The sequence below is a fragment of the Arthrobacter sp. lap29 genome, from assembly GCF_032458965.1.
Taxonomy (GTDB): domain Bacteria; phylum Actinomycetota; class Actinomycetes; order Actinomycetales; family Micrococcaceae; genus Specibacter; species Specibacter psychrochitiniphilus.
Map to the genome: position 1 here is coordinate 143388 of NZ_JAUCEK010000002.1, position 20680 is coordinate 164067.

At 59.9% G+C, this 20680-nt stretch carries 28 protein-coding genes; 4 read left to right on the top strand and 24 right to left on the bottom strand.

The window, feature by feature from the left end; genetic code table 11:
* Positions 1-2: 2 nt before the first annotated feature.
* The 23 genes from RY113_RS03785 to RY113_RS03895 all read right to left on the bottom strand — a co-directional run bounded on the left by RY113_RS03785 (position 3) and on the right by RY113_RS03895 (position 17742).
* Positions 3-911 carry a hypothetical protein gene (locus RY113_RS03785; protein WP_315913585.1) on the bottom strand — a complete coding sequence of 303 codons (909 nt, stop codon included), beginning with the start codon at positions 909-911 and terminating at the stop codon, positions 3-5.
* Positions 912-925: 14 nt separating this feature from the next.
* The gene (locus RY113_RS03790; protein WP_315913586.1) at positions 926-1285 is read right to left on the bottom strand and encodes a capsid cement protein; all 360 of its coding nucleotides are present in this window, start codon (positions 1283-1285) and stop codon (positions 926-928) included.
* 2 nt (positions 1286-1287) lie between these two features.
* Positions 1288-2628, bottom strand: a complete 1341-nt coding sequence (locus RY113_RS03795; RefSeq protein ID WP_315913587.1) for a head maturation protease, ClpP-related — start codon at positions 2626-2628, stop codon at positions 1288-1290.
* Positions 2625-3941: a DUF935 family protein gene (locus RY113_RS03800; RefSeq protein WP_315913588.1), complete on the bottom strand. Its 1317-nt coding sequence runs from the start codon at positions 3939-3941 to the stop codon at positions 2625-2627. The genes RY113_RS03795 and RY113_RS03800 overlap by 4 nt, the downstream gene beginning before the upstream one ends.
* A gap of 15 nt (positions 3942-3956) precedes the next feature.
* A complete protein-coding gene (locus RY113_RS03805; protein ID WP_315913589.1) occupies positions 3957-5579 on the bottom strand; it encodes a terminase large subunit domain-containing protein in 1623 nt (540 codons plus the stop codon).
* Positions 5580-5646: 67 nt separating this feature from the next.
* Positions 5647-6279: a P27 family phage terminase small subunit gene (locus RY113_RS03810; RefSeq protein ID WP_315913590.1), complete on the bottom strand. Its 633-nt coding sequence runs from the start codon at positions 6277-6279 to the stop codon at positions 5647-5649.
* Complete coding sequence (locus tag RY113_RS03815) at positions 6276-6674, bottom strand: hypothetical protein (RefSeq protein WP_315913591.1); 399 nt, start codon at positions 6672-6674, stop codon at positions 6276-6278. The genes RY113_RS03810 and RY113_RS03815 overlap by 4 nt, the downstream gene beginning before the upstream one ends.
* A gap of 18 nt (positions 6675-6692) precedes the next feature.
* On the bottom strand, positions 6693-7040 hold the full coding sequence (locus RY113_RS03820) for a hypothetical protein (protein ID WP_315913592.1): 348 nt from the start codon (positions 7038-7040) through the stop codon (positions 6693-6695).
* On the bottom strand, positions 7033-7500 hold the full coding sequence (locus RY113_RS03825) for a hypothetical protein (RefSeq protein WP_315913593.1): 468 nt from the start codon (positions 7498-7500) through the stop codon (positions 7033-7035). The genes RY113_RS03820 and RY113_RS03825 overlap by 8 nt, the downstream gene beginning before the upstream one ends.
* Positions 7501-8093: 593 nt before the next feature.
* Positions 8094-8906: a hypothetical protein gene (locus RY113_RS03830; RefSeq protein ID WP_315913594.1), complete on the bottom strand. Its 813-nt coding sequence runs from the start codon at positions 8904-8906 to the stop codon at positions 8094-8096.
* The gene (locus RY113_RS03835) at positions 8906-9127 is read right to left on the bottom strand and encodes a hypothetical protein (RefSeq protein ID WP_315913595.1); all 222 of its coding nucleotides are present in this window, start codon (positions 9125-9127) and stop codon (positions 8906-8908) included. Before RY113_RS03835 ends, RY113_RS03830 begins: the two co-directional genes overlap by 1 nt.
* Complete coding sequence (locus tag RY113_RS03840; RefSeq protein WP_315913596.1) at positions 9120-10319, bottom strand: HNH endonuclease; 1200 nt, start codon at positions 10317-10319, stop codon at positions 9120-9122. The genes RY113_RS03835 and RY113_RS03840 overlap by 8 nt, the downstream gene beginning before the upstream one ends.
* Positions 10320-10648: 329 nt before the next feature.
* Positions 10649-11224: a hypothetical protein gene (locus tag RY113_RS03845; RefSeq protein ID WP_315913597.1), complete on the bottom strand. Its 576-nt coding sequence runs from the start codon at positions 11222-11224 to the stop codon at positions 10649-10651.
* Positions 11221-12021: a DUF4326 domain-containing protein gene (locus RY113_RS03850; protein ID WP_315913598.1), complete on the bottom strand. Its 801-nt coding sequence runs from the start codon at positions 12019-12021 to the stop codon at positions 11221-11223. The genes RY113_RS03845 and RY113_RS03850 overlap by 4 nt, the downstream gene beginning before the upstream one ends.
* Positions 12018-12578, bottom strand: a complete 561-nt coding sequence (locus RY113_RS03855) for a hypothetical protein (RefSeq protein WP_315913599.1) — start codon at positions 12576-12578, stop codon at positions 12018-12020. Before RY113_RS03855 ends, RY113_RS03850 begins: the two co-directional genes overlap by 4 nt.
* Complete coding sequence (locus tag RY113_RS03860) at positions 12575-13642, bottom strand: DNA translocase FtsK (protein WP_315913600.1); 1068 nt, start codon at positions 13640-13642, stop codon at positions 12575-12577. Before RY113_RS03860 ends, RY113_RS03855 begins: the two co-directional genes overlap by 4 nt.
* Positions 13639-14136, bottom strand: coding sequence for a hypothetical protein (locus tag RY113_RS03865; RefSeq protein WP_315913601.1), 498 nt, complete (start codon positions 14134-14136; stop codon positions 13639-13641). Before RY113_RS03865 ends, RY113_RS03860 begins: the two co-directional genes overlap by 4 nt.
* A 473-nt stretch (positions 14137-14609) precedes the next feature.
* Entirely contained in the window at positions 14610-16001 is a 1392-nt protein-coding gene (locus tag RY113_RS03870) for a ParB N-terminal domain-containing protein (RefSeq protein WP_315913602.1), read from the bottom strand.
* A gap of 2 nt (positions 16002-16003) precedes the next feature.
* Positions 16004-16411, bottom strand: a complete 408-nt coding sequence (locus tag RY113_RS03875) for a hypothetical protein (RefSeq protein WP_315913603.1) — start codon at positions 16409-16411, stop codon at positions 16004-16006.
* Positions 16411-16611 (bottom strand): hypothetical protein, encoded by a 201-nt coding sequence (locus tag RY113_RS03880; RefSeq protein ID WP_315913604.1) that lies wholly within the window; start codon positions 16609-16611, stop codon positions 16411-16413. Before RY113_RS03880 ends, RY113_RS03875 begins: the two co-directional genes overlap by 1 nt.
* Positions 16611-16922 (bottom strand): hypothetical protein, encoded by a 312-nt coding sequence (locus RY113_RS03885; RefSeq protein ID WP_315913605.1) that lies wholly within the window; start codon positions 16920-16922, stop codon positions 16611-16613. Before RY113_RS03885 ends, RY113_RS03880 begins: the two co-directional genes overlap by 1 nt.
* Positions 16919-17203, bottom strand: a complete 285-nt coding sequence (locus RY113_RS03890; protein WP_315913606.1) for a hypothetical protein — start codon at positions 17201-17203, stop codon at positions 16919-16921. The genes RY113_RS03885 and RY113_RS03890 overlap by 4 nt, the downstream gene beginning before the upstream one ends.
* Positions 17203-17742, bottom strand: a complete 540-nt coding sequence (locus RY113_RS03895; protein ID WP_315913607.1) for a hypothetical protein — start codon at positions 17740-17742, stop codon at positions 17203-17205. The genes RY113_RS03890 and RY113_RS03895 overlap by 1 nt, the downstream gene beginning before the upstream one ends.
* Before the next feature lie 346 nt (positions 17743-18088).
* Here RY113_RS03895 and RY113_RS03900 point away from each other — a divergent pair, with 346 nt between their 5' ends.
* A complete protein-coding gene (locus tag RY113_RS03900) occupies positions 18089-18307 on the top strand; it encodes a hypothetical protein (protein ID WP_315913608.1) in 219 nt (72 codons plus the stop codon).
* A gap of 170 nt (positions 18308-18477) precedes the next feature.
* Here the strand turns inward: RY113_RS03900 and RY113_RS03905 are convergent, their stop codons facing one another.
* Positions 18478-18747 (bottom strand): helix-turn-helix transcriptional regulator, encoded by a 270-nt coding sequence (locus tag RY113_RS03905; RefSeq protein WP_315913609.1) that lies wholly within the window; start codon positions 18745-18747, stop codon positions 18478-18480.
* 137 nt (positions 18748-18884) lie between these two features.
* On the opposite strand from RY113_RS03905, the gene RY113_RS03910 reads away from it, so the two are divergent.
* From RY113_RS03910 to RY113_RS03920, 3 genes are all read left to right on the top strand, one after another.
* Entirely contained in the window at positions 18885-19211 is a 327-nt protein-coding gene (locus RY113_RS03910) for a helix-turn-helix domain-containing protein (RefSeq protein ID WP_315913610.1), read from the top strand.
* 219 nt (positions 19212-19430) lie between these two features.
* Complete coding sequence (locus tag RY113_RS03915; protein WP_315913611.1) at positions 19431-20075, top strand: single-stranded DNA-binding protein; 645 nt, start codon at positions 19431-19433, stop codon at positions 20073-20075.
* Between the two features lie 69 nt (positions 20076-20144).
* Positions 20145-20678, top strand: coding sequence for a DUF6993 domain-containing protein (locus RY113_RS03920; protein ID WP_315913612.1), 534 nt, complete (start codon positions 20145-20147; stop codon positions 20676-20678).
* Positions 20679-20680 lie beyond the last annotated feature (2 nt).

A 20680-nucleotide genomic window follows, 5' to 3' on the forward strand; every position in this document is an offset into this window, starting at 1 on the left:
GGTTACGCTCCTGTTCCGGTGAGGAAGATGCCAGCGAGGGGGTTGGTAACCACCGGCACGTGAGGGTTACGTGCCTGAAGGCGGGTCTTGTCCGCCTTCGGATCACGAATGGATGCGATCTCCACACCGGTATCGCCGCCCACCGGGCGGTACTCCGGGGAGGGGATGGTTTCGCGAGCAATACCGCCCAGGCGGCGGCTGTCCACGAACAACGGATCGCTGATCTCGTCATCGTCACTGGCAATCCAGGTCAGACCGTTGATCGTGGGCCAATTGCCGGTGATCGCAGAAGTATCCGAGCTTGGCAGGAGATCCGTCAGTTCCGGAATGACTTCGGCGTACTGAATGCTGTTGAGCACTACCGTGTCGATGGAGTAGCCCAGCTTCAGGCGACGAACAGTAGCCTGCGCCCGAAGAGCGTCCTTGAGGATCTGCTTACCAGTTGTCCACGCGGCGCCTGCAAGGGTCTGCGTGACAGATGACGTGATGACACCCAATGCCAGTTCATTGGCGTTGAATACCAGCTCCGTCTGCAGGAGCAGCATGGCCTCATCGACGGGCTGACGAAGGCTACGGCCAACCGCCTCGTCCGTGATCTCCGTGGCAATACCTTCTTTAGACCCGGTGTAGATCTCGTACTGCTCAGCGCTCAACGGCGTGAGCTTGTACTCAGCGCCAGGAGCTACCGGCTCTGCCTTGCGGTCGGTACGGATCTTCTCATTCGAAGGGACCGCAATAGCGCCGCCTTGAAGGGTAAACCGACCTTGCAGGAGGGCGTTACCGATGAACTGCTGCGCCGTAAGGATCTCTCCCATGCGGCGTGCCAACAGAGTGGGTGACTTGATGAACGCGAGCAAGTCCGTTGCGCTGGCCGCGGCGAGCTGGCTCGGGGTGTAGGGGTAAGTTTTCATGCCGTATTCCTTTCTTAGTGCTGGAGGACCTGGACGGATGCGCCATCGGCAGCCGTGGTGAGCGCCAAACCAATGACGGTGCCGGTAGTTGCGGTGCGAATCTTGCCGCTACCAGCGGCCTCGACCTTTGCTCCGCGGGCCACAGCTCCGAGGGCAACCAGCAAGTGGATCGGCTTGCCAACCTCAACGGTGACCTTGTCGCCAACAGCTGCGTCATGGCCTGCTACACCCACATAGGTGACTGATGCGGCTGCGGCCGGAGCGACGGAACGGTCTGCGGCACCGAGCTGGACGGGGTGACCACCGGTTACAGCGGTGGTCACATCAAAGGTGACGGTGTCACCTGGACGGAATGCGGGCAGGTACTGGCCCATGGTCAGGACTCCTTCGCGGTGTTGAAGATCTTGCTGTAGGTGGAGTTCTCATCCGAGGACTCATCGACGCCGCCTGTGTAGCCGGCAGCAGTGAGAGGGACGAGGCCCTTGGCCATCCCGGCCAAGGTTGATTCCATGCCGGGATCAGCTTCAAGCGTGTTGACCCAGTGCTCACGACGTGACGGGGGAATCCGGCCATCCTGGACAGCGGCATTGACAAGGCTCGTGCGAGCCGTGGCCAGTTGCTCCTGACGTGCGGCGCTACCTTCGGCCGCCTTCGCCTGAAGCTCCTTGTAGGCTGCTTCGTCCAGAACTACAGTTCCTGCAGCCTGTGCTGCCGGGACAGGCGTAGTGCCTTCTGCCTGCTCTGCGAGCGCCTCATCCAGTGCGGCGAGAATATCGCTGTCTGTGAGGGTTGCTGCGGTGGGGATGCCGAGCCGCTCGCGGAGCCCCTTGATTACTTCTGCTGACATGTCGTCAGTTCCTTTCTCTGGGGTATTGCTGACCGGCTGCGGCGCAGTCGGCTTGTGGGGCTCGTCGGCGAGTGCTGCGACGAGCTTTTCCGTGCCGGGCGGGAACCCTGCACGAGACTTGGTGGTGTTGAGCCAGTCGGCCGCTTCTTTGACGACGGCGCTGACCGGCATGAGAGTGGCGCTGGCGGCCGCGTGTTGTCCGGGTGGCATCCACGGTGCCGGGGCGTTGCCTCGGCCTGCGTGGACGAACCTGGCGACTTCGGTGAATGCATCCACCGAGTCCACAGACTCTTTGTCGGAGTCTCCGGTGACGCTGTCAGCCAGCCCGGCAGCGACTGCTTCTTTAGCGGAGTACCAGGACTCGGCTTTCATGGCCTCGCGCCACTGCTCGGTGGTGCCTCCTGCTCTGCTGGCGTACAGGCTGGCGATGGAGTTGGAGATCCTGTCCAAGTGCGCTGACTCTTCAACAAGTTCATCGGCGTTGCCCATGGTGTACGCCCAGGCGTCGTGGATCATCACTTCCGCGCCGGGGCCGATCTGAATCTCGTCGGCGGCCATGATGATGAAGGAGGCTGCGCTGGCGGCGATTCCATCGATGGATGCGACTACTTTGGCCTTGTGTCGCTTGAGTGCGTTCATGATGGCCACGCCGTCGTACACGGAGCCTCCGGGGGAGTTGACCCGTAGCTGGATCTCTTGAACGTCGAGGGTGGCGAGTTCTTGGACGAACTGTGTGGCGTCCACGCCGAACCATCCACCAATGGAACCGTAGATGAAGACCTCTGCCGAGTTGCCGGTGCTGGCGGCTTCCATCCGATACCACTGCACGGGTTCCGCGGCTACAGGCCGAACTGTTTGAGTTGCTGTCATGCCGTTTGTCCTTCCTTGGGAGTGTTCGCTGGTTTTGCCGGTGCGGCAGCGCGGGTCTTCGCCCGTTCTACGGGATCTAGCCCCGGGAGCCCGTAGATGGTGCGGAGGTGGGTTTCTAGCCCCTCATCAGCGGACAGGGCGCCGCAGTCCACCAAGGCTTTGATCGCCTCGGCTGTGGCGGGGTGTCGTGAGCCGATTTCGTCAAAGACAAGACGCGGGGCTGGCTCGTTCGGGCCCCAGTTCAGATCCACCAGGTCTTCGATGATGTGCTGGGTGACGGTGTCAGCGATCTGCATGGCCACGGTCTGCAAAGACAGGGTGAAGAAGTCCGCGAACGTGGAGCCAAGCGCCCAGGAACCCGTCTCGGTTCCAAGGTTCAGGAAGTGGGCCAGAACGGCGCGGGCTATCTGCTCGTCGTAGTAGCGGATAGGGACATCCGCGTCCGGTAGATCGCCTTCAACGCCTTTCATGGTGAGCTTTGCCGAGTTGGGAATCGCGGCGCCGGCGTTGTCTCCGGAGCGCAGCCCACGGGCCAACTTCAAGCCCGCGTTTACTTCGTCCTGCTCCCGGGTTGTCCGGTCCTCGCCCGTTACAGAGTCCGGGAGCTTAGAGCCCTCATACACGGGGATGCCAAGGCCGTTACGGTCTACCGTCTGGGCCTGAACACGCAGCAGCCGGTCCTTGAGCAGCCAGTACTTGTACGCCGGTCGGAGGAGAGACTGGCCAAGCCAGTTCCCGCCTTCTCGGTCGTTGACGTAGACCACCAGCTGATCTACCCCCATACGGGGTGCAGTCTTTGTTGTGCCTCCCATGGCCCCATGCTGATGAACGGCAACCAGTCCGCCATCGGCAGCGACGTCGATGCGGGAAATGGTCTTGGGTGGGCGCCATGCGAGCTTCCGCAACCGGGCCTTGCCAGAATCATCGATCCTGTAGACCTGTTCAAACACCGAGTGCCCAAAAGGCAGCATCAGCAGTGAGAGTCGCAAGTGCTCTGACCAGGAGAACCGATCCCGGGTTCGGACGACCTTGCGATTTGGATCATCCCCTACAAGATCCAGCCCAAGATCATCAGCAACTTGCTGTGCAACCTCGGGGCTGGCCCCGTTCGGATCAATCCGCCATGCTGTGCGCCGAATAGGCAGCGTCACCGCACGAAGAACAGAAATGACCTGGGCATCTTGCCGGCGCATCCGGTCGTAGACGCTCACATTCTTGGGCCACTGCAGCTCCGGTGTTTCTTCTTCGTCCAGCGCTGTCCACCAGCCACCGGACGTATCCGCATAGCCTTTTTCCGATGTCGGAACAGTCATGCATCGCTCCTTTCATCAGAAACCCATGTGGGCCACATTGTCAGCATCAGGAATGCGCTCTTCTGAAGCGCGTACCGCCTCCGGTTTTGGTGGAGGCGGCGGGGGAAGTACTTCACGGCGCCCCAGCAGCCATTTGGCAGCCGTGAACGCCATCAGTGGGGCAATATCTGCGGGGGAGGCCCTATGGTCTGGGATGGAAGCGCCGCCGCCGAACACTTTGATGACGGCAGTTGCCGCCGCAACGTCCAAGACAGGCTGGGCGTTGTGACGAACCGTCGTGTCTCTCACGGAGTCATAGACGTCTGCCCAGCCCGCGGTCAGATCGCCGCCTGACCATTCAATGACTGGGATCGTGAACTCTTCATCTGCATCCAGAGACTCCATAAGGGGGGATATGGGGGCGCCCTTGGACTGGCCAGCAACGGAAAGAATGCGGTCCCGGCGCTTCTCGTCCATCAGGTAGTCCTTGACCCAGTCCGAACCATAACGGCCGGCCCAAATCTCAACCTGGGCGACCCCATCAGCCCGGTACCCGGAGACGGCCACATACGTCATGGAACGGTCCGGAGACTGATCAACACCAGCCCGAACCGGGCCTACAAGCCGGTCAGCGTCAGCAACCCGCGGCTTACCGTCCGGCCCCATCTCCGGCTCGTTCTTGCCCTTGTCCCATGCGCCGGGAGGGAACGGGCCAGTGAGTGTGCCAGCAGACCACTGACACAAGACCTCCGTGCGGAAAACCCACTCAGGATCGGTCTTGCACGCCGCCGCAATGGTGCGCTGCGTGAAGCCAGGATTCCAACCCACCGAAGGATTGGCCTGCGCCCACCCTGCCCGGTCCCACTTATTACAGCCGGGTGCCGCCGACCACTCAAAGAGACCCAGGGTGTCTTCGTCCTGCTCAAAGTCGTCCAGATCTTCATCATCAAACTCCTCGTCATCCTCTTGCAGGGCTTCAATATCGAGCAACGTTGGACCAGCCGCAGTGAGTTCTTCGCAAATGCCGTCAGGATCACCCAACGACTCATGCGCCATCTTCCTCAAATAGCTCAGAACCACAGACGTCAAGTCCCCAGCATTGGACAAGGCCAACACCAAGGCCTCAATCTGGGCCATGGTCGTCTTGGTGATCGCGCCCCAAGCTTCCCAGTTCTGATGCTCACGCAACTCATCGAGCATGATCAGGTTCCCGGTGAAACCACGGCCAGCACGACGGTTAGCGGCCTTGACCTTGTACCTAGCGCCGGAATGCAGCTCCAACGCCTTCTTGCCGTTGACCTTGACCACACGCTTGAGGAGCTTAGATAGCTCGTCATCTTCCTCCACGAGATCGACGGCGCCCTGCCAGACCTCCTCGGCCGTCTCCAAATCCTGAGCGGTACCCATGACCAAGGGCCAGCCCCACACCATCATGAACCACAACGCCAGCACCTGAGAGAGCGTTGATTTGCCGTTCTGACGGGCAATCAACACCACCACAGTGCGGAACCGCAGCCCACCATCAGAGAGCAGCTCCAACATGTGAATCAGGAGCCACTTCTGCCATGGGAACAACTTCAGGTGAAGGACGTCTTCGGCGAAGTCAATGACGTCATAGCCCAGCGTCCGCGCTTCCGTCTCCGGCGAGCGCGGTTCCAACGGTTGAAGTGGAGGTGTGAAAATGCGGGGCTTTTCTTCCCCGAAGAGTTCAGGCCGTTTAGCGCGCTTAGCCTGCACGGCGCTGCGCTGCACGTTCTTGCAAGCTGCTTACTCCGGAAGCCGGTTTCTCCACAGGGGCATCTGCTACCGCCGTAGGGATTGATGCTGGGGTGATCTGTAGCTCTGTGCAGGCTTTGAGGTAGTTGGGAACGGTGGTGGTCATGGCTTTTTGTAGAGCTTCCATGCTTTCGCGCTGGGCTTCATCGATCATCCAGGCGAGAGTTTTGAGGGCCGCAATGGGGCCGGCGTACTTTGCTGCACTGAGGTGAACAGCATTGGTAATGGAGGTTGCCGTGGCGTCGGCCATGTAACCGCGCTTGCGGACTGGCTTCACCAGCGGGGCGAAGCGATCGCCCCACGCCCGGATCTGCTCCGCCGTCTGACGCTCGACGGCGAGCGCCGGGTGAGGGATGACACGGCCTCGGGGGTCTTTGACCACCATGCCTTCATCCTCTACTCGTTTACGAGCTTCACGGAGCCGAGCCATGAGAGTGCAGAACGCTTCCAACGCGGAGCGGTCCACGGTTCCGGCCAGATCGTTGCTTTCCATGATCTCGCGCCAGATGACAGTGGCCGTTTCGGGCAAGTCGGCGGGCGGTTCCGTGTTCCTGGCAGAAGTGTTGCTTTGGCGTTTGCTCACCACTGCACCTCCTGAACTGTCAGCGTGCCGCACTCGATGTTCTGGGCGGCCAGCGTGCCCGCTCTGAGCGTCACGTCAGCGCGTGCGTCAAGGCCCGGGGATGAATCCCGGTAGATGGGCCGCAACCGCGCCACAAGGTCAGAGAGCGTCCGGCGAGAGTGCCGCCAATCGATCAACACAGCAACGTCAGCAACCACCATGTCCGGATAGTCAGCTAAGACATCCCGAACGGCCGGCTCCGCATCCTCGCTGGCAGATGGCCTGTAATAGTGATCCTTGGAGCCCGGTCGCAGCGCTCTCCTGACAGCGTTCCGTGAAGCCCCCACGTCCCGAGCAATGCCACGAATCGGTGAACCGTCATCATGCAGCAGCCGCATAGCTGGGCGGTCATGCATGATGATCGCCTCCCGCCATCAGTAGCCGGTGATCAAGCCAACTTCGCTTGTGGCCAGGGCGGGGGCGAGATCAGCGAGGAATTCCGGGGCGGTTCCAATCGGGACAAATACCTGATCGTAGACCGCCGCCCTGCGCCGACGTTCGTTGAGGTGGGCAAAACGAATTCCGCCACCTGTAACCAAATCGATCCGCTCACCGCCATTCGTCCGGTTAATGCTTTGGAGCAGGCCCGGCTGCAACCCGTCGAAGGCTTCGACCAGGCGCTTGAAAATGATCTGTTTCTCATCTGCCGTGGCAGCTACTACAAGGACGTGCTCACCTTCCGCGGCGGCAATCAAGGCGGCTGAGATATGAGCTTCATGCATGAGACCCTCCCAGGCCCTGCCACGCTTCAGCATGTTGGACCGTGACGAGTCGGGGCATTTCACGCAGACCGAGCATGTTCATGAGGATGGGTACGGTCTCATCAATGCCGTACTCCACACCTTTGCGAGCTTTGCCGTTGAGTAGCGTCCGGTACGAGATCACTCTGGGACCCCCAACGGGTAATCCGAGGTCTTGCTTGATCGACTTGGCCATATAGTCGTCTCGGGTAATCAGGACCCGCTGGATGCCTTCCGGGGAGTCCATGAGCCACTTCACGGCCAGAGTGGTCTTACCCTCCTGCCGACCGCCAATGATGACGTGCTCCGGACCGTCCAGAAGCGTCGGAGAGTCCATGTGAGCGCTCCGAAGCTTGCGTTCGGTCAGACGTGCTGCAAAATCAGGATTCCCGGAAATGTCCAACGCTGAGCCAATCATCTTTCCAGCACCAGAGCCAGCCATATCAAACCAACTTTCAGACGATCACGTAATGGGTCCATTTTCCCCGCCAATTCAACGTTTTTTCGGGGTTTTGTTGGGGAAATACTAGGGGGGAGAGGAAAAAAAATGCGGGGATCTCCCCGTGATTCAACATGCTGGATTTTATTGGAGTCCAACAGCGTGAGGGGATACAGATCAGTCCTCCGACGTCACTCCCATTCCCGTATCAGCTGTGTAGCTTGCCGATTTATTACAGTCCAGGTGAGCGGGTTCCCAGTTCCCTCGATCCCACCGCAAGTGTGGATACATCTTCTGAGACTTCACATGCTGCACACTGCAGGTCTGCGGATGAGGATACTCAAGCGAGTAGTCAATGGGCTGACGGCAGATGCAACACGGCGAGTCCAGCTTGCGACCTTGCGCCTTGACCCAGAGCAGCGCGTTAGTAGCGCGACGTCCAGACCACGGCGGATTGTAAACACCCGAAGCAGTCAACTCACTCACCACCTCGGGCATGACGAAGGCCCCGACCAAATGGTCAGGGCCTTGAATTCGTGGGTGGGTATTAAGAACCACTACACCACGAATTTAGCACACGTCTGTCAAGTCCGCCATCACGTGAACTTCTTGATCAGGTGGGCCTTGGTACGGTCGGACTGCTTGGCCTTCGTGCCTCGCACCATTAGCCACACATCGAAAGGGATCGCATGCTCCGGGTCAGCGTCACACCGAGCTACGGCCTTGCCTCCGCCGGCAGGCTGGACAGCCATGACCATCCCCTCGCACGCGTGGAGCAACGGTTTACCCTTCGGCCACTCCATCCATTGCTTCCGGCAGTGTGACTCGGTGTCCACCTCAGCCGCCGTGTGGTCACTGGCCCCAGCTTTGCCCACACGCTGAGCCAGTAACCACGCCTCCCGAAGCACTGACCAGGCATGACCCGGGCGGGGGTGGTCCGCCACGTACTCGGCCTTCCACTTGGACAGATGATCAGCCAGCACGTCAGTGGTCGCGGCTGCCGGCATCTTCCAGTCAGGGCAATCCTCGATCAGCCCATTGACTACCGAGCCAACTGAGTCCCTGATGTCCCGAAGTAGATCAGACACTGAGACGTTGATAGGTAGCGGAGGATGGACCGAGCCACCACCCACCCGTTCACTGTTGCCGAACTGCTGAGACGGGTGGACCATGTCCTGGAGCAGGGGCCATGCACCGGCCATGGTCGCCCACGAATCCCGGAGTAGATCCACACACTCAGGGCAAAGGTTGGAATCACGAGCCGCCGGCACCGGGACCTTCACGTCCAGATGCCAGTCGGACACACACCACTCCGGGTACCTGGTGAACTTCTTTGCCACCGAGTACGGCATCAACTCTGGGGATCCCTCGACGGAGTACTTCCGCTCAAGCTCAATATTGCTGACCACTACTTGACTCCTGGGAACTGGAAAGGCTGGACATGGACGGTGCACTGGACAAAGGTGGCCAGCGGAAGATCGAGCAGCTCCATGCCGAAGGGGCCGGCCATCCCGAAGCCGAGCTGATGGATCATCACGATCGTCTCCTTTTGGGCCTCGGCGTGGAGCTGGGCCATGGGTACTGACTCGTCCTCGATAGGGAACTGGGCAACGAACTTCAGATCAGGCATTGGTGTCCTCGCATTTCCGGCATGGCTGCTCGAGCTGGTGAATGGTGCAAGTGGTCTCAGTGACATCGGATGGGTTGCCTGACCACCCATGCCAGGCTGAACCGAATCGGGCCGGCGTCGGAACTAGAGGAGCATCGCCAGCATCATGAGGATTGGTCACAGGAGCGGGGGAAGGAGCCACACGTTGGGGAAGATTGGTTGCGCCCGGGTTTGATTTTCCTTTACCTCTACGTCTGCGGGATCTGTTGGGAGCGGGGCTGGCAACACCGCCACTACCCTCTGTTAACCCTTTCCCTACCCCACCCTGCCCTGCCCTGCCAGCGCCCGCGCGATCGCCCGCGCACACGGGGATACTTTTTCGCTGCGTTCCCGGTGCTGGTCGTGCACTGGTACCGGCGCTGGTCGGTGCGCTGGTCGGCCTTGGGGGAGCCTCGGGAGCCTTCTGGGCCATTGGCTTCAATGCGGCGCTCACAACGTCCGTCACGGTGGTTCCTGGAACTGACTCAGCGGCGGCATTACCCGGCGAGACTGCTACTACAGGATCGACACTGCGTGAATGGGCGGGAGCTGGCTGCAGAACCAGACCAGCGGCTTCCGGGGTCTTCCCGGCCTTCTTGCGGTTGCAGGACCCGCAGGCCAGTACGACGTTACGAACGCCTGCTGCCTTCGTTGGGTCTACATGGTCCATCTCTGGGCCATCAGCACCGCGGGTGTCCTTCTTGTGGAGCTGTTTGGAACAGTACCGGCAGGCGCCGATGTTCGGGTTGGCCGGGTCAATGCAGTCCCGGGCCCAGACAGCATTGATCAGATGCCGGCTCTTGAGTTCCTTGGACTTGTCCCGCTTGACCCGGACGTCTGAGCCACGATCGTAGTTGAGGGCGAACCAATCATGGAAAAGGAATGTATCAACCGCCACTGCGGGGCATCGCTCACAGGAATGTCCCGGTGCGTGCCACAGCCCAGCGGCGACCAAGCGGTCGGCGAGCTGCTGCGAGATGGTGGGATTCAACGTCTTCGCTACGATCTCCACGAACGGCACGACGCCGTCAGTTAGTGCTGCTTGGCAGTGGGAACCCATCAGAGTCCACACACCGAGGGAGGCCAGCCCCCAGATGTCCTCGGTCATGGCAGAGCGGGCCAAAGTAATGGCCTTCGGGTTGACCTGGAATTGGTCATCGACCTGGAAGAACATGTGTTCGGTGACCTGCTTTCATTGCTTAGATGCGTACTTGGTGTTGCGTTCTTTGCCGCGCCAGCTACTGGACGACGGCGGGCCCTTGGTCCGCGCTGCCTTGGCGGCGAGCGCGTTCCTTCTAAGGCCTGTGGTGGCGTGTGGCGTGATCGGGGCGTTGTGGATGTTGTACTGGTCGATGAATTGGAACTGCCAGGGTTGGAGGTTGGTGTTTTCGTCCAACCATGCGGCTAGGTGGCACGTGCAGCTGCAGCGTGCCGGGCCATCTGTTGTCTCGTCCCATCCGTCTCCGGAGCAGCTGCGGTGTTTGCCGTCGCGGCAGTCGGGGTTCATTGGGTGACTTGCCGGAGGTGGTCTTCGAAGACTGCAGGGTCATCCTCTGTGCCGGCGGACATTACCCCGCAGGAGCAGAAGAACGAGTGTGGCATGGGGGAGTACTCCTGGACGTGGCCAGTGGCGTTCGGGGCTGGGTGGCCTAGGACTGGTTGGTTCCAGTCCCACAAGCCCAGCTGGCCCTTTGCTGGGACGGGTGTGTTGAGGGGCTGTGGGTGGGTTAGTGGCCAGTGCCACATGCCGTCTTGTGCCCAGGGTGAGCAGAGGTCTCCGTGCTGGTCGCGGCATTGGTCGGCGTGGTGGACAGGGTTGATGTCTACTAGGCCGATGATGTTGCCGAGCTGCTCGAGGTCAGCGCGGGGGATCAGTTGTCCCGGGATAACTGGGGCGGTGTTGCACTCATCGATGGCGGTTTGGATCAGGTCAGAGTGCATGGCTTCGGTATCCACGGATTTGGAGGTGTGGACGGCCACGGTGCCTGTGTAGTTGGTGCGGACGGATCGGTTCTCGACGTCCTTGCCGCCGTAGATGATCGCCCACGCCCACGGGTTGCGAACTGTCAGCGCCTTCACTGGGCCACATACTCGGAGAAGCACAGCTCTTGGTCTTCGCCTAGCCAGACCGTCCAGACTCCGTCAGAGATACTACTGACGCCGTGGGCTGCGGTGGCGCGGGTCAGTATGCAGTCCAGCAGGTTAGGTCGGCACTCGGCCGGGTGCTGCAACGTCCACTGGAAACCGGAGATCTCCACCCGGTGGCCGGGCTGGCGCAGCGGATCCACCGCGTCAGCAGCCGCGAGCGCGGCCACAGCGTCCGCTTCAAACACCTGCCACGTCACGTCGTCAAACTTCTCGGCCATACCCTCTGGCAAGTCTCTTTTCGACGCCTCGAGGAGTGCTTGGGCTGCGGCTTTGATTCTGGGATTGGGTTGTTCTACTCCAACGATTTTTGTTTGGAGTGGGTTTGGAGTAGTTGGCATGGGGTTCTCCTGGTTAGCAAGTTCGAGTAGGACATCGGCATGGCACGGCTGATCGAGCGGGCACCAGCACGAAAGATTCTTACCGGATAGCGCGGCTTTCAACTCGGCAACATCGGCCAGAGGCAGCCAGTGGATCAGGTAAAGATCGACTGCCTTTTTGGCGGCGGGTTTCCCATGGAGCGCATAGTCAGATACATCGTCATAGAAGAACGTGTGCAGACGGTCAATTTCTGGTTCGTACACTTTGAAGGCGGCGTCGCTAAGACCGTCACGGAACTTTTCTACCTTGTACGGGTTACCCCAAGCCGTGCCGCGTCCGACATAAACGGTGTTCGCAGGCATACGCCAGCCAGCAATGCGCTTGCGCTGGATACGCTTCAGAGCCGTCATGACGCGGGCTCCCATGATGTAATCTGTCGGGCCACGAGCGATGCAACGTCTCCGGCTTCGGTCAAGTAGGCCACCGCGGCACGCGCGTCTAGTTCTGATGGTGCGGCCTCGATGCCCTGAACTTCGGTTCCCTGGACACCCCACTCGGTGGTGGTATCTGAGGACGTCTCCTCGCGTTGAACCAGAGACTGGTTGTAAAGACGAACATCAATTCCGGATTCCTGAAGCTCCAGCATGTCCTGATTTCGCACTCGACCACTCATAGCCATTTTGGAGAAAACTTTGGCTTGCTGTGTGGTCATGCCTGCTGCCAGGACCATTTCTAACATTTGGACCTTCGAGGCACGGTCCTCTGGCGTTGTCAACCGTTGAAGTTGATCGAAGATTAGTGTCTCTGCCAGTTGGTCCGGCTGACGGTGCGGGTCCACTGCATCAGCGGCCGCGAGAATGACTTTTGCCTGATCAGTATGGGTTTCCCAGATCGCGGTGTGTCCCCAGCCAGACTTAAGCTCTGCGTATGCACGCGCTGCTGCTTCGATTCTGGGGTCGCTGATCATGAGCTGGCTTCTTCCAAGGCGGCGAGCGCCTGTGCGAGTTGGTTGGCGGGGTACAGGACGCCTCGGGCTTTGGAGCCGTCGGCGGGGCCGACGATGCCGGCTGTTTCGAGGCGGTCCATGATCTGGCCTGCTTTGGTGAAGCCGATGCGGAGCTTGCGTTGGAGCATGGATGCGGAGCCGAATTGGGTGGTGACGATGAGTTCGACGGCTTGGGCTTGGAGGGCTTTGTCTCCGCCTATTTCTGCGATGGCTTGGGTAAGTGCGTCTAGGACGTCGGCTTCGATGGTGGCTTCGGCGTCCCCGCTGACTATGGTCAGGGTTGTCTTGCCGCGTTTCTTGGCCCGAGCTTCGTCTTGGTGCTCATGGCCACGTGCGAGGTCATGAAGGCGGTTGAACCATCCTTCGCGCCACGTCTTGGCTTGGCTGGCTTCCTCAGTGTCGTCACCAATGTCTCGCGGCATCAACAGTCCGATGAACGACTCTCCACAGGAGACCAGGAGAGCGGATCGGGCGCCAGTGGGCTCGATGATCAGAGCGTCTCCGTAAACCTTTGTGGCGGTGACAAATAGGCCTAACAAAGTGCCAGCCGCAGCGAGCCGCGGGGCTTCCTTCCGGTCACCCACAATCGTTTGGCGGATCAGGCGGGGGATATTTGGGAATGGTGCGTCAATCTTGGTCCGGGGGATGGCGTATGTCTTGCCAGGGAACAACCCTGAGATGTCAGTGAAGATGAGTTCCTCTTCCTTGACTTCGATCCGCAGGGCTGAGCCAATTTCACCACCGGGGTTGCTTTTGTCCTTGAACAGCATCAGGACTTCCTTGACCAAAGCTGGCGTCAGGTCGAACTGGTCATCTTCGTAGGAGCCGGTCAGGCCGTCTACCTCGTACACGTTGGCGATCGCACAGCCCACGCTGTGCCGGTTCGTGGCCGAGACATACAGCATGTGAGGTGTGACCGCGAAGTTCACACGGTGAATGGACACAATGTCCGCTTCCTTCTCAGCGTGCGGCGTCACTGCTTGGACTGCCTGGCGGAAGTCTGAGGTTTCAACGTCAATGATCATGGGCGCACCGGGCTCGGGTTATGGCCAACCAGTTTGACTTCTTTGGCCCCGCCAGCAGCTACAGCGCGGGCCGTGCGTGATGCCAGGTACCCGCCAGTCACTGCCCCGCTGGTTGGGATTTGAAGATCGCTTGCATCGGCAGGAGCCGGATCCTTTACCGGGACGCCGTCCTTGGTGGTGACAGGCGTAGTCTTACCAGCCGTCGTTGGTGCCGGCGGTTGGGGAGACGCTACGGCCGCGGGTGTGGCGGAGGCGCCAGGCATCGTCTCGGCTGATCGTTCCGGCCAGCGGGCGTAGATATCATATCGCTTCGGGGTTCCCTCGACCGGGTGGACCTCGGTCTGGAAGCCAGCCTTACGCCAGGCTGAACTTGCCGTGGAGGACGCCATGTTCTTCTTGACACGGGCCCACCGGCCTGCGTGATGCTTCAGGATGGTTTGGAGCTTAGCTTCCCCGCTCAACGGCGGCTCGCGCCAATCAATTTCCAGTTCCATGAGTCAGATCCTTTCTAGCTACAGCGACATTCAGCGCTGTGCGGGTCAATGGGGGCATTGCAGGAATTGCAGCGCTCCGGGGGTTTTGGCATCGTGGTGCGGAGGCTGCCGACATTCGGGTTCTCGGTACTCATACAGACACCCGCCTGGCCATGCCGCGGAGGTAGACCTGCCCCGCCGGGTGCTCCCTCGCCCTAGCTGCATGGACTTCACGCTGGGCGGCATGGAACGCGCCCAGCGGGGATGAATGAGTGAGTGGCTCCTCGTCTACACGGACGACGCCTGGCGTGTACCAGATCTGCAGGAGCCACTTCCCGTCAGGCATCTTCCTGACACCAGCCCTGGGGTAGGCCAGATCATTCTCGATCACCGTTTTTGTGCGGAGTATGAACGCTGCGTAAGGATGCCTAGCCGGGGCCGACATCGCGGCGAGTAGTTCCTTGTGACGGGCACCAGGTGAGCGAGTCGTGGTCTTAACCATCGTGGATCACCACATCATCCACGACTGTCTCGTACGCCTCGGTGTTCATGTTCCATCGGGTCCTGTCGCCGCCCTTGGCCTTGAAGAATGCAAGGGTCTCTCGCTCTGCTTTATACAGGCGGATACCGAAATGGGTTTGAATCTTATTGAGCCATCCCGCGCGGGCACGCCATTCCTGCTGGCTGCGATCGAAGTTCTTCGTGAACCGCAGTTGCCTGTCCGTGTCCTGGTGCTTGGCATACACGGCGGCCCGGGCTAACTGACGCCACGACAACCGGCCAACAGCAGCCTCGACCTTCTCCAACCACGCCCGACGCTCGGGGCTGTAGTCAGAGACGCCCTCTGGCTTATGGATGCTCGTGAGCGCTCCTAACGTCTCGTCGTTGAAGCGTTGGATCTCCGGCCACAGCACCTCAAGGAGCATCTCCTTGTCCACGGCTTCGCTGACGCCGTCCTTGGACTGGACAGCGACCACGAGTTCCTGGACACGGACAGCATGAGAGACCTGCAGGCCGGCGTTCAGCTCACGCAGTGTCGCCTTCTCTTCGCGTTCCTTGTCGGAGAGCTTGGGCTTAGGCTTGGAGAGCTTCACGAACCAGAGTGGCTCGACCTGATCAGTGCCGACATAAAATAAGTGGCCAGCAGCGACATGCTCCTCGTCCGTCATCTCCGGGGCAGCATCAAAGTTCTCATCTCGTTGGTCCTCACGCTGGACGCCACCCAATGCCGTCAGCACGGAGATGGAATCAGCTACAGCTTGCTGCTTCTCAGCCCGCGCGATCGTGTGCTCCACGTTATCGATGCGCCAACCAGCGCTGGTCCTGAAATCGTGGTTCTCCAGCACCTTATCCAGCACCTCCGACTGACCAGCAGCCTGCAAGTCCGTGAGCTTCTTCAGCTGCAGCAGATCAATCCTGCCCTTGCTGTAGGCATCCTTGACTTTATCCGGCGCTTTCGTAACCCTGCCCAGAGTTACCACTTCTGACTTCGGGCGGTTAGACCGCTTGCCAATCGTCGATTCATTCAGACCGAGATCCAGCAGCCGCTGGAATCCCTTCGCCTCTTCCATCTTCGTATTCAGCTTGGCCGTGGAGCCCGTGGTGATCATCGTCTCGATGTCTTCCAGAGCGCCCCGAGCAGAAGCTTCCTCGACCACGACCGGGACCACGAGCAGACCAGCAATGACCGCGCCCTTCAACCGACGATGGCCATCACGGAGCATGAAGTCACCATCAAGCTCCGGGTGCGGATACACCACCAGCGGAGACCTGACACCATTGGTTTTGATCTCTTTAGCCAACCGCTCAAGATCACCCATGTCCTCACGGATATGCTCAGGGTTCGCCCGAATCCGGGCCACCTCAACCTCTTCAAACCTGCTCATGCCTAGTCTTCTTTCGTGTGTCGTTGAACAGCAGTGGCCAGCTGCATAATTGAGGCCGTCAATGAATAAAGGACACTGCCCTTATCAGAGTCGCCACCGCCGCTCTTAGCACCGGCCTTCACACTGAGCGCTTCACCAGCCAGCATCAACAGCGCGAACGGATCAGAAGGCCGCTGGGCGTGGGCCGGGGCTAGGGATACCTGCCCTGCTGACCACGCATCAGACGCACGGTCAGCTTCCATCCCTGCCAGTACCCGGGACGCGGACGCGTAGTCTTCCTCGAGCCAGTCAGTGGCCATCGAGGACAGTTCAGCGATGGGCTGGTCACGCCACTGGGAAACGATCTTCCACACCGCCTGATCAGGCGTCGCCTCCGTCCAGAGGATCCGTTCCTGGTTGTCCTCGGTCATCACTTCTCTACCTCACGCACGAAGCCCAGCAACCCAGCCAGCATCAAGACGACACCGGCCACGTCGAGGGAATTGAACACAGTGATCATCGGGCCGCCGACAACGGATGCCAGGACGCCGAGGACAAGCAAAGGTGCCCACACGAAGGTGCAGCGGCGGGTGGTGGCCACGCGTGCCGAGGGGCTTACAACGGTGCTCATCAGAACATCTCCTTCGTGCCGTCCACAGGAGCGGAGCTGCGGGGTGTCAAACTAATGTGGGCGAGGACTTCACCATCACGGAGCAGCTCTGCCCGGTAGTGAGGATTGCGAAGGTCCGGCTTGAAAACATCCACGGCAAGGCCGGTCGCGGACTGGTACTGGCCACGGGCCCACTTCAAGATGTCCTGCTTGCACTTGGACACCGTGCGGAAACTTGTCTGGAAGGAAGCCTTCACTAGCTTCTTCCGCTCACCAGGCAACGGATTCTTGAACACCACGTAGGCGTCGAGCTCGACCAGGTCCCGGCTCATGCTGGACCACCGAGGGCGAAGTCAGACTGGGCCCCTTCATCAGTGATCGCCTCGATTACCTTGGCAATGCACGCTTCTATGGTTTCGGTGACTTCGCAGACAAGGCCAGCAAGGACCAAGAACAAGCGGTTGAAGCGCCCCGGCTCTTCCTCTGCGTACTGCTGGCGCTCCTGCTCCACCAGCGCCAAGGCCTTTCGCATGTAGAGGGAAGCCATGCCCGGCTGATCCGTAGCGAGGAAGTGCTTCACCTCCCGCAGCAGCTGCTGCACTGAGAGGCCCACTATGCCCGGCCCCGGGGGAGCTTGGTGTTCCTGATGCTCATGGCCTCAGGCGATGAGCGCGGGAAGTGAATGTCGGTGGGCTTGACAGTGACCGTGACTGCACCATCGTCAAGAGGGCCACCGAGGCGCTGCAGCTCCGTAGCCAACGCAGCCACAGCAGCCGGGCCATCACAAGCGCCAGCTTGAGGCCCTGTGGCTGGTGGACTTATCACCTTGGAATAAGCCTTCAAGATGTCCGCACGTAGCTGATGGGCTTTCGCTGCGAAGTCCTCAGCTAAGAAGTCCAGTAACTCTGCTGGGCCATCACCGAAGCCGTACTGATCGGCATCAATCGTGGCTTGGATAGTGCGCCCGATCTGGGCAAGACGATGACGCAGCTCTGACGCCTGCTCCTGCCGCGCACGGACAACAGCGAACCGAGCCGGGGTCGGTGGAGCACTGGAAGGGTCCTGCTTGAACTTGCAGTCAAGCCCTTTGAAAAAAGCTCCATCGGGGATAAGACCGTGCGTGACGGCCGTTTTTGAGACAGGAGTATCCACAGCTTGTTATCCTTTGATCGATGACAGAACCAGCCCCGCACTTGCGGGACCTGGGGAAGTTGTTGGTGAAGCGGTCCAGTGATTTTCTTGGCGGAATGGAACTGGACCGCTTTTTTATGCCCTAAATAATGTGCGGAGGTGACGCGGCCCGCTTGGGGGAAGAGACCGCGTCACCACCTCTTACTGAGGCAGCAGCAATTGGGGGGACTGCTGCCCCGTCCTGCAAACCACCAACACGCGACGCGGTGAAGGTCCCCGCGCTTGCGTCAGTGGTATCTCCTACAGTTGGCCTTGGCACGTCCTGACCATGCAGGGTCTGGACGGCACCAATCGAAGGAGAATTATTATGGCCCAGGTCATCATCAACGGACAATGGTTCGCCGTGTACGACGGCAAGATCAGCCGCCATGCGTTGGCGCAGGAGTTGGAGAGCACTCTCGCAGGCGGCCAAACCCGTGTTTACAAGAACGCGACCATGGGCTCCGAGGGGAACGACGTCCCCGGGACACTGATCATCAGCGAGACACAGACAGCCTTCGTCATCAACAACGACCGACCCGCTTAGGACGCCTTCAAGGAACTGGGCCGTCTTCGCCGCAATGGTGAGTACGGCCCGTTCCCCGGCCCCCATGCGGGTCAGCATCGGAAGCTGTTTCACGATGCTGTCAACTTCATGCACGAAGTCAGCGCGCGGCGGAACCCGGTTGAACCTGATTGGGAATTCGATGTCCCGGCTCATGCTGTGGCCTTCCCCTGGGTAAACACACCATCTGCGAGCGCCGGCGTTTTGTTGGCGTCGGGGATGAGCGAGGCGAAGGACACGCCGAAGGATTCTGCCAGGTTGTGAATTTCGTCGACGTCGAAGGGAGTCTCGCCGGACATACGTCGGCTTACGGACTGCTGGCTCGTGCCGAGGGCTGCTGCTATTGATCGTTGGGGGACTCGTCTGCGGGCAGCTTCTGCACGGACCGCTTCAGCTACGCGCTGCGTGAATGATGTGCTCATAAATAGAAGTCTTACCTATTATTGGGTAGATAGCAAGCGCGGCGGGTAACCGTATTGTGATGTGGTTCATAAAATAAATGACAGGAATTATCGTCCAGGGCCTTGCCTACCCGCTTAGCGCGTATATAGTTGCAAACATGAGTACACAGCTAAGCCTCGTAAATGGAGGCAAATCAGAGCCGCTATCATCGAAGGTCGCACGCCGACTGCGGGGCCAGCTTGCCGAGTTGAGGATTTCCGGGTCTTCGCTTGCTCGTATCACGGGGCTTACGCAGTCGAAGGTTTCGCGGCGCCTTAATGGCGACGCCCCCCTGGAGCTTGATGAGCTGCAGATGATTGAAGAAGCGACTGGGATTTCCGTGGCTTATCTGCTTGGCTTCTCGGATGTTTCCCGCACTGGTGGACCTGGTCCCGATGGTGGGGTTCCCGCCGGAGGTAGCGCCAACCCGCGGGCTTCAGATTAGAAGGCTCCTGCTCTATCCGCTGAGCTACCGAGGCGTTGACCCAAACATGGGCCGCATCTAAATTATCAGGTTTATTCAGGGATCTCTTCCTCCACAGGCCCACTAGGGCTTGATTCAGTTCACATTTGGGCTTCTTCCACTGGTTGATGACCCGGGAAAGGCGTTGGCTGGAACCCAAGCAAACACTGCCGCAGCTGCGGCCCATCGAAAGGTAGGGTAATGGGAAATCACATCAGTCTCCGGGGGTTTGTCAGTTCTGAGATCGTCATGAACACCACGGACAGTGGCTTGGTCATCGGAAAGTTCCGCATGGGTTCCAACATGCGCAGACTCGATCCCATCACCAACAAGTGGGTGGACGGTCCCACTAACTGGTTTCGGGTCAATGTTTTCAAGGCACTTGCCTCCAACACCATGGTCAGCATCCACAAAGGGGACCGGATCTTGATTGTGGGCAAGCTGAAGGTGACCTCCTACCTCCGTAAGGACGGAAGTCACGCAACCGGTGTTGAGATCGACGCAGACAGCATTGGTCCTGACCTCCAGTTTGGAACGGCAAACTATCGCCGCAAGACCAGCGCGCGCCTTGCCGGCTCCGGAGACGGCGAGATTGGTCATGATCCCGGTGGTTGGGGCGGCTCTCAAGACGTCGAGGAAGGAGAGATCCCCGATGATGAGCCAACTAATGCAGATCAGCCACACGAAGGGACCGAAGGCGGGGGCGATGTTGATGGCAGCGAGGGCGATGAGGACCTAGATGCGGCCGCAGCAGCGTATGACCCCGCAAAGGCTGAAGGGATCCAGCCGCATGAGCACGCTGATCATGAGACGGGGGAGATCCTGGCAGAGGCAGCCCCCTTCTGAGCTGTTGGCCAAGCTATTGGTTCGCCGTGGTGGAGCTCAATTACCGGGTACGCATGGCACAATGGCGGGGTGACTTTGGAAAAGATGACATCTCGCCACCAGCCCACTCCGCGCAAGCGCGGCCTCAGGGCTGTTGGAGTATCTGTTCTGTTAGTGGCTTCCATGGCATTGAGCGGTTGCTCACTGCTACCAGGCGAGGTGCCAGCTACCGATGCTGCACCGGCCGCTACTTCGAAAGCCCCGGTCAAGGATGGTGCCAAGACCCCCGAATCAAAGGCCCCCGAAGAGAAGCCGGCTGTAAAGGTTTCGGCGGCTGAAGAGATGTCCGGGAAACTGAAAGCCACACTCACCACACTGGCCTCCACCACTAAGGCGCCCAACAGGGAGCAAATGATGGCAGCCATGCTTGAAGCCGGCGCCGTCAAGGAAAAGGTGGAGGTGTCCATTGACATCACACCTACGGGACTTGCCGTGGATGCCATTGAATCTGCCACGCTGGTTGGAGAAGAGTGCGTCATCGGTCAGGTACGTGGCGGAAACGTTGCAGTGACCACCCTTCCGGCCTTGGCGTCAGGGCGCTGCTTCGTCGGAGACGTTCACTAGGT

What these genes read in the sequence shown, in the direction of transcription:
- RY113_RS03865 (WP_315913601.1), bottom strand. Translation starts at nt 14,136, where the DNA reads ATGGAACTGGAAATTGATTGGCGCGAGCCGCCGTTGAGCGGGGAAGCT.
- RY113_RS03795 (WP_315913587.1), bottom strand. Translation starts at nt 2,628, where the DNA reads ATGACAGCAACTCAAACAGTTCGGCCTGTAGCCGCGGAACCCGTGCAG.
- RY113_RS03915 (WP_315913611.1), top strand. Translation starts at nt 19,431, where the DNA reads ATGGGAAATCACATCAGTCTCCGGGGGTTTGTCAGTTCTGAGATCGTC.
- RY113_RS03815 (WP_315913591.1), bottom strand. Translation starts at nt 6,674, where the DNA reads ATGCATGACCGCCCAGCTATGCGGCTGCTGCATGATGACGGTTCACCG.
- RY113_RS03825 (WP_315913593.1), bottom strand. Translation starts at nt 7,500, where the DNA reads ATGGCTGGCTCTGGTGCTGGAAAGATGATTGGCTCAGCGTTGGACATT.
- RY113_RS03860 (WP_315913600.1), bottom strand. Translation starts at nt 13,642, where the DNA reads ATGATCATTGACGTTGAAACCTCAGACTTCCGCCAGGCAGTCCAAGCA.
- RY113_RS03885 (WP_315913605.1), bottom strand. Translation starts at nt 16,922, where the DNA reads ATGAGCCGGGACCTGGTCGAGCTCGACGCCTACGTGGTGTTCAAGAAT.
- RY113_RS03820 (WP_315913592.1), bottom strand. Translation starts at nt 7,040, where the DNA reads ATGCATGAAGCTCATATCTCAGCCGCCTTGATTGCCGCCGCGGAAGGT.
- RY113_RS03840 (WP_315913596.1), bottom strand. Translation starts at nt 10,319, where the DNA reads ATGTTCTTCCAGGTCGATGACCAATTCCAGGTCAACCCGAAGGCCATT.
- RY113_RS03905 (WP_315913609.1), bottom strand. Translation starts at nt 18,747, where the DNA reads ATGAGCACATCATTCACGCAGCGCGTAGCTGAAGCGGTCCGTGCAGAA.
- RY113_RS03835 (WP_315913595.1), bottom strand. Translation starts at nt 9,127, where the DNA reads ATGCCTGATCTGAAGTTCGTTGCCCAGTTCCCTATCGAGGACGAGTCA.
- RY113_RS03870 (WP_315913602.1), bottom strand. Translation starts at nt 16,001, where the DNA reads ATGAGCAGGTTTGAAGAGGTTGAGGTGGCCCGGATTCGGGCGAACCCT.
- RY113_RS03800 (WP_315913588.1), bottom strand. Translation starts at nt 3,941, where the DNA reads ATGACTGTTCCGACATCGGAAAAAGGCTATGCGGATACGTCCGGTGGC.
- RY113_RS03875 (WP_315913603.1), bottom strand. Translation starts at nt 16,411, where the DNA reads ATGACCGAGGACAACCAGGAACGGATCCTCTGGACGGAGGCGACGCCT.
- RY113_RS03850 (WP_315913598.1), bottom strand. Translation starts at nt 12,021, where the DNA reads ATGACGGCTCTGAAGCGTATCCAGCGCAAGCGCATTGCTGGCTGGCGT.
- RY113_RS03790 (WP_315913586.1), bottom strand. Translation starts at nt 1,285, where the DNA reads ATGGGCCAGTACCTGCCCGCATTCCGTCCAGGTGACACCGTCACCTTT.
- RY113_RS03855 (WP_315913599.1), bottom strand. Translation starts at nt 12,578, where the DNA reads ATGATCAGCGACCCCAGAATCGAAGCAGCAGCGCGTGCATACGCAGAG.
- RY113_RS03785 (WP_315913585.1), bottom strand. Translation starts at nt 911, where the DNA reads ATGAAAACTTACCCCTACACCCCGAGCCAGCTCGCCGCGGCCAGCGCA.
- RY113_RS03900 (WP_315913608.1), top strand. Translation starts at nt 18,089, where the DNA reads ATGGCCCAGGTCATCATCAACGGACAATGGTTCGCCGTGTACGACGGC.
- RY113_RS03910 (WP_315913610.1), top strand. Translation starts at nt 18,885, where the DNA reads ATGAGTACACAGCTAAGCCTCGTAAATGGAGGCAAATCAGAGCCGCTA.
- RY113_RS03880 (WP_315913604.1), bottom strand. Translation starts at nt 16,611, where the DNA reads ATGAGCACCGTTGTAAGCCCCTCGGCACGCGTGGCCACCACCCGCCGC.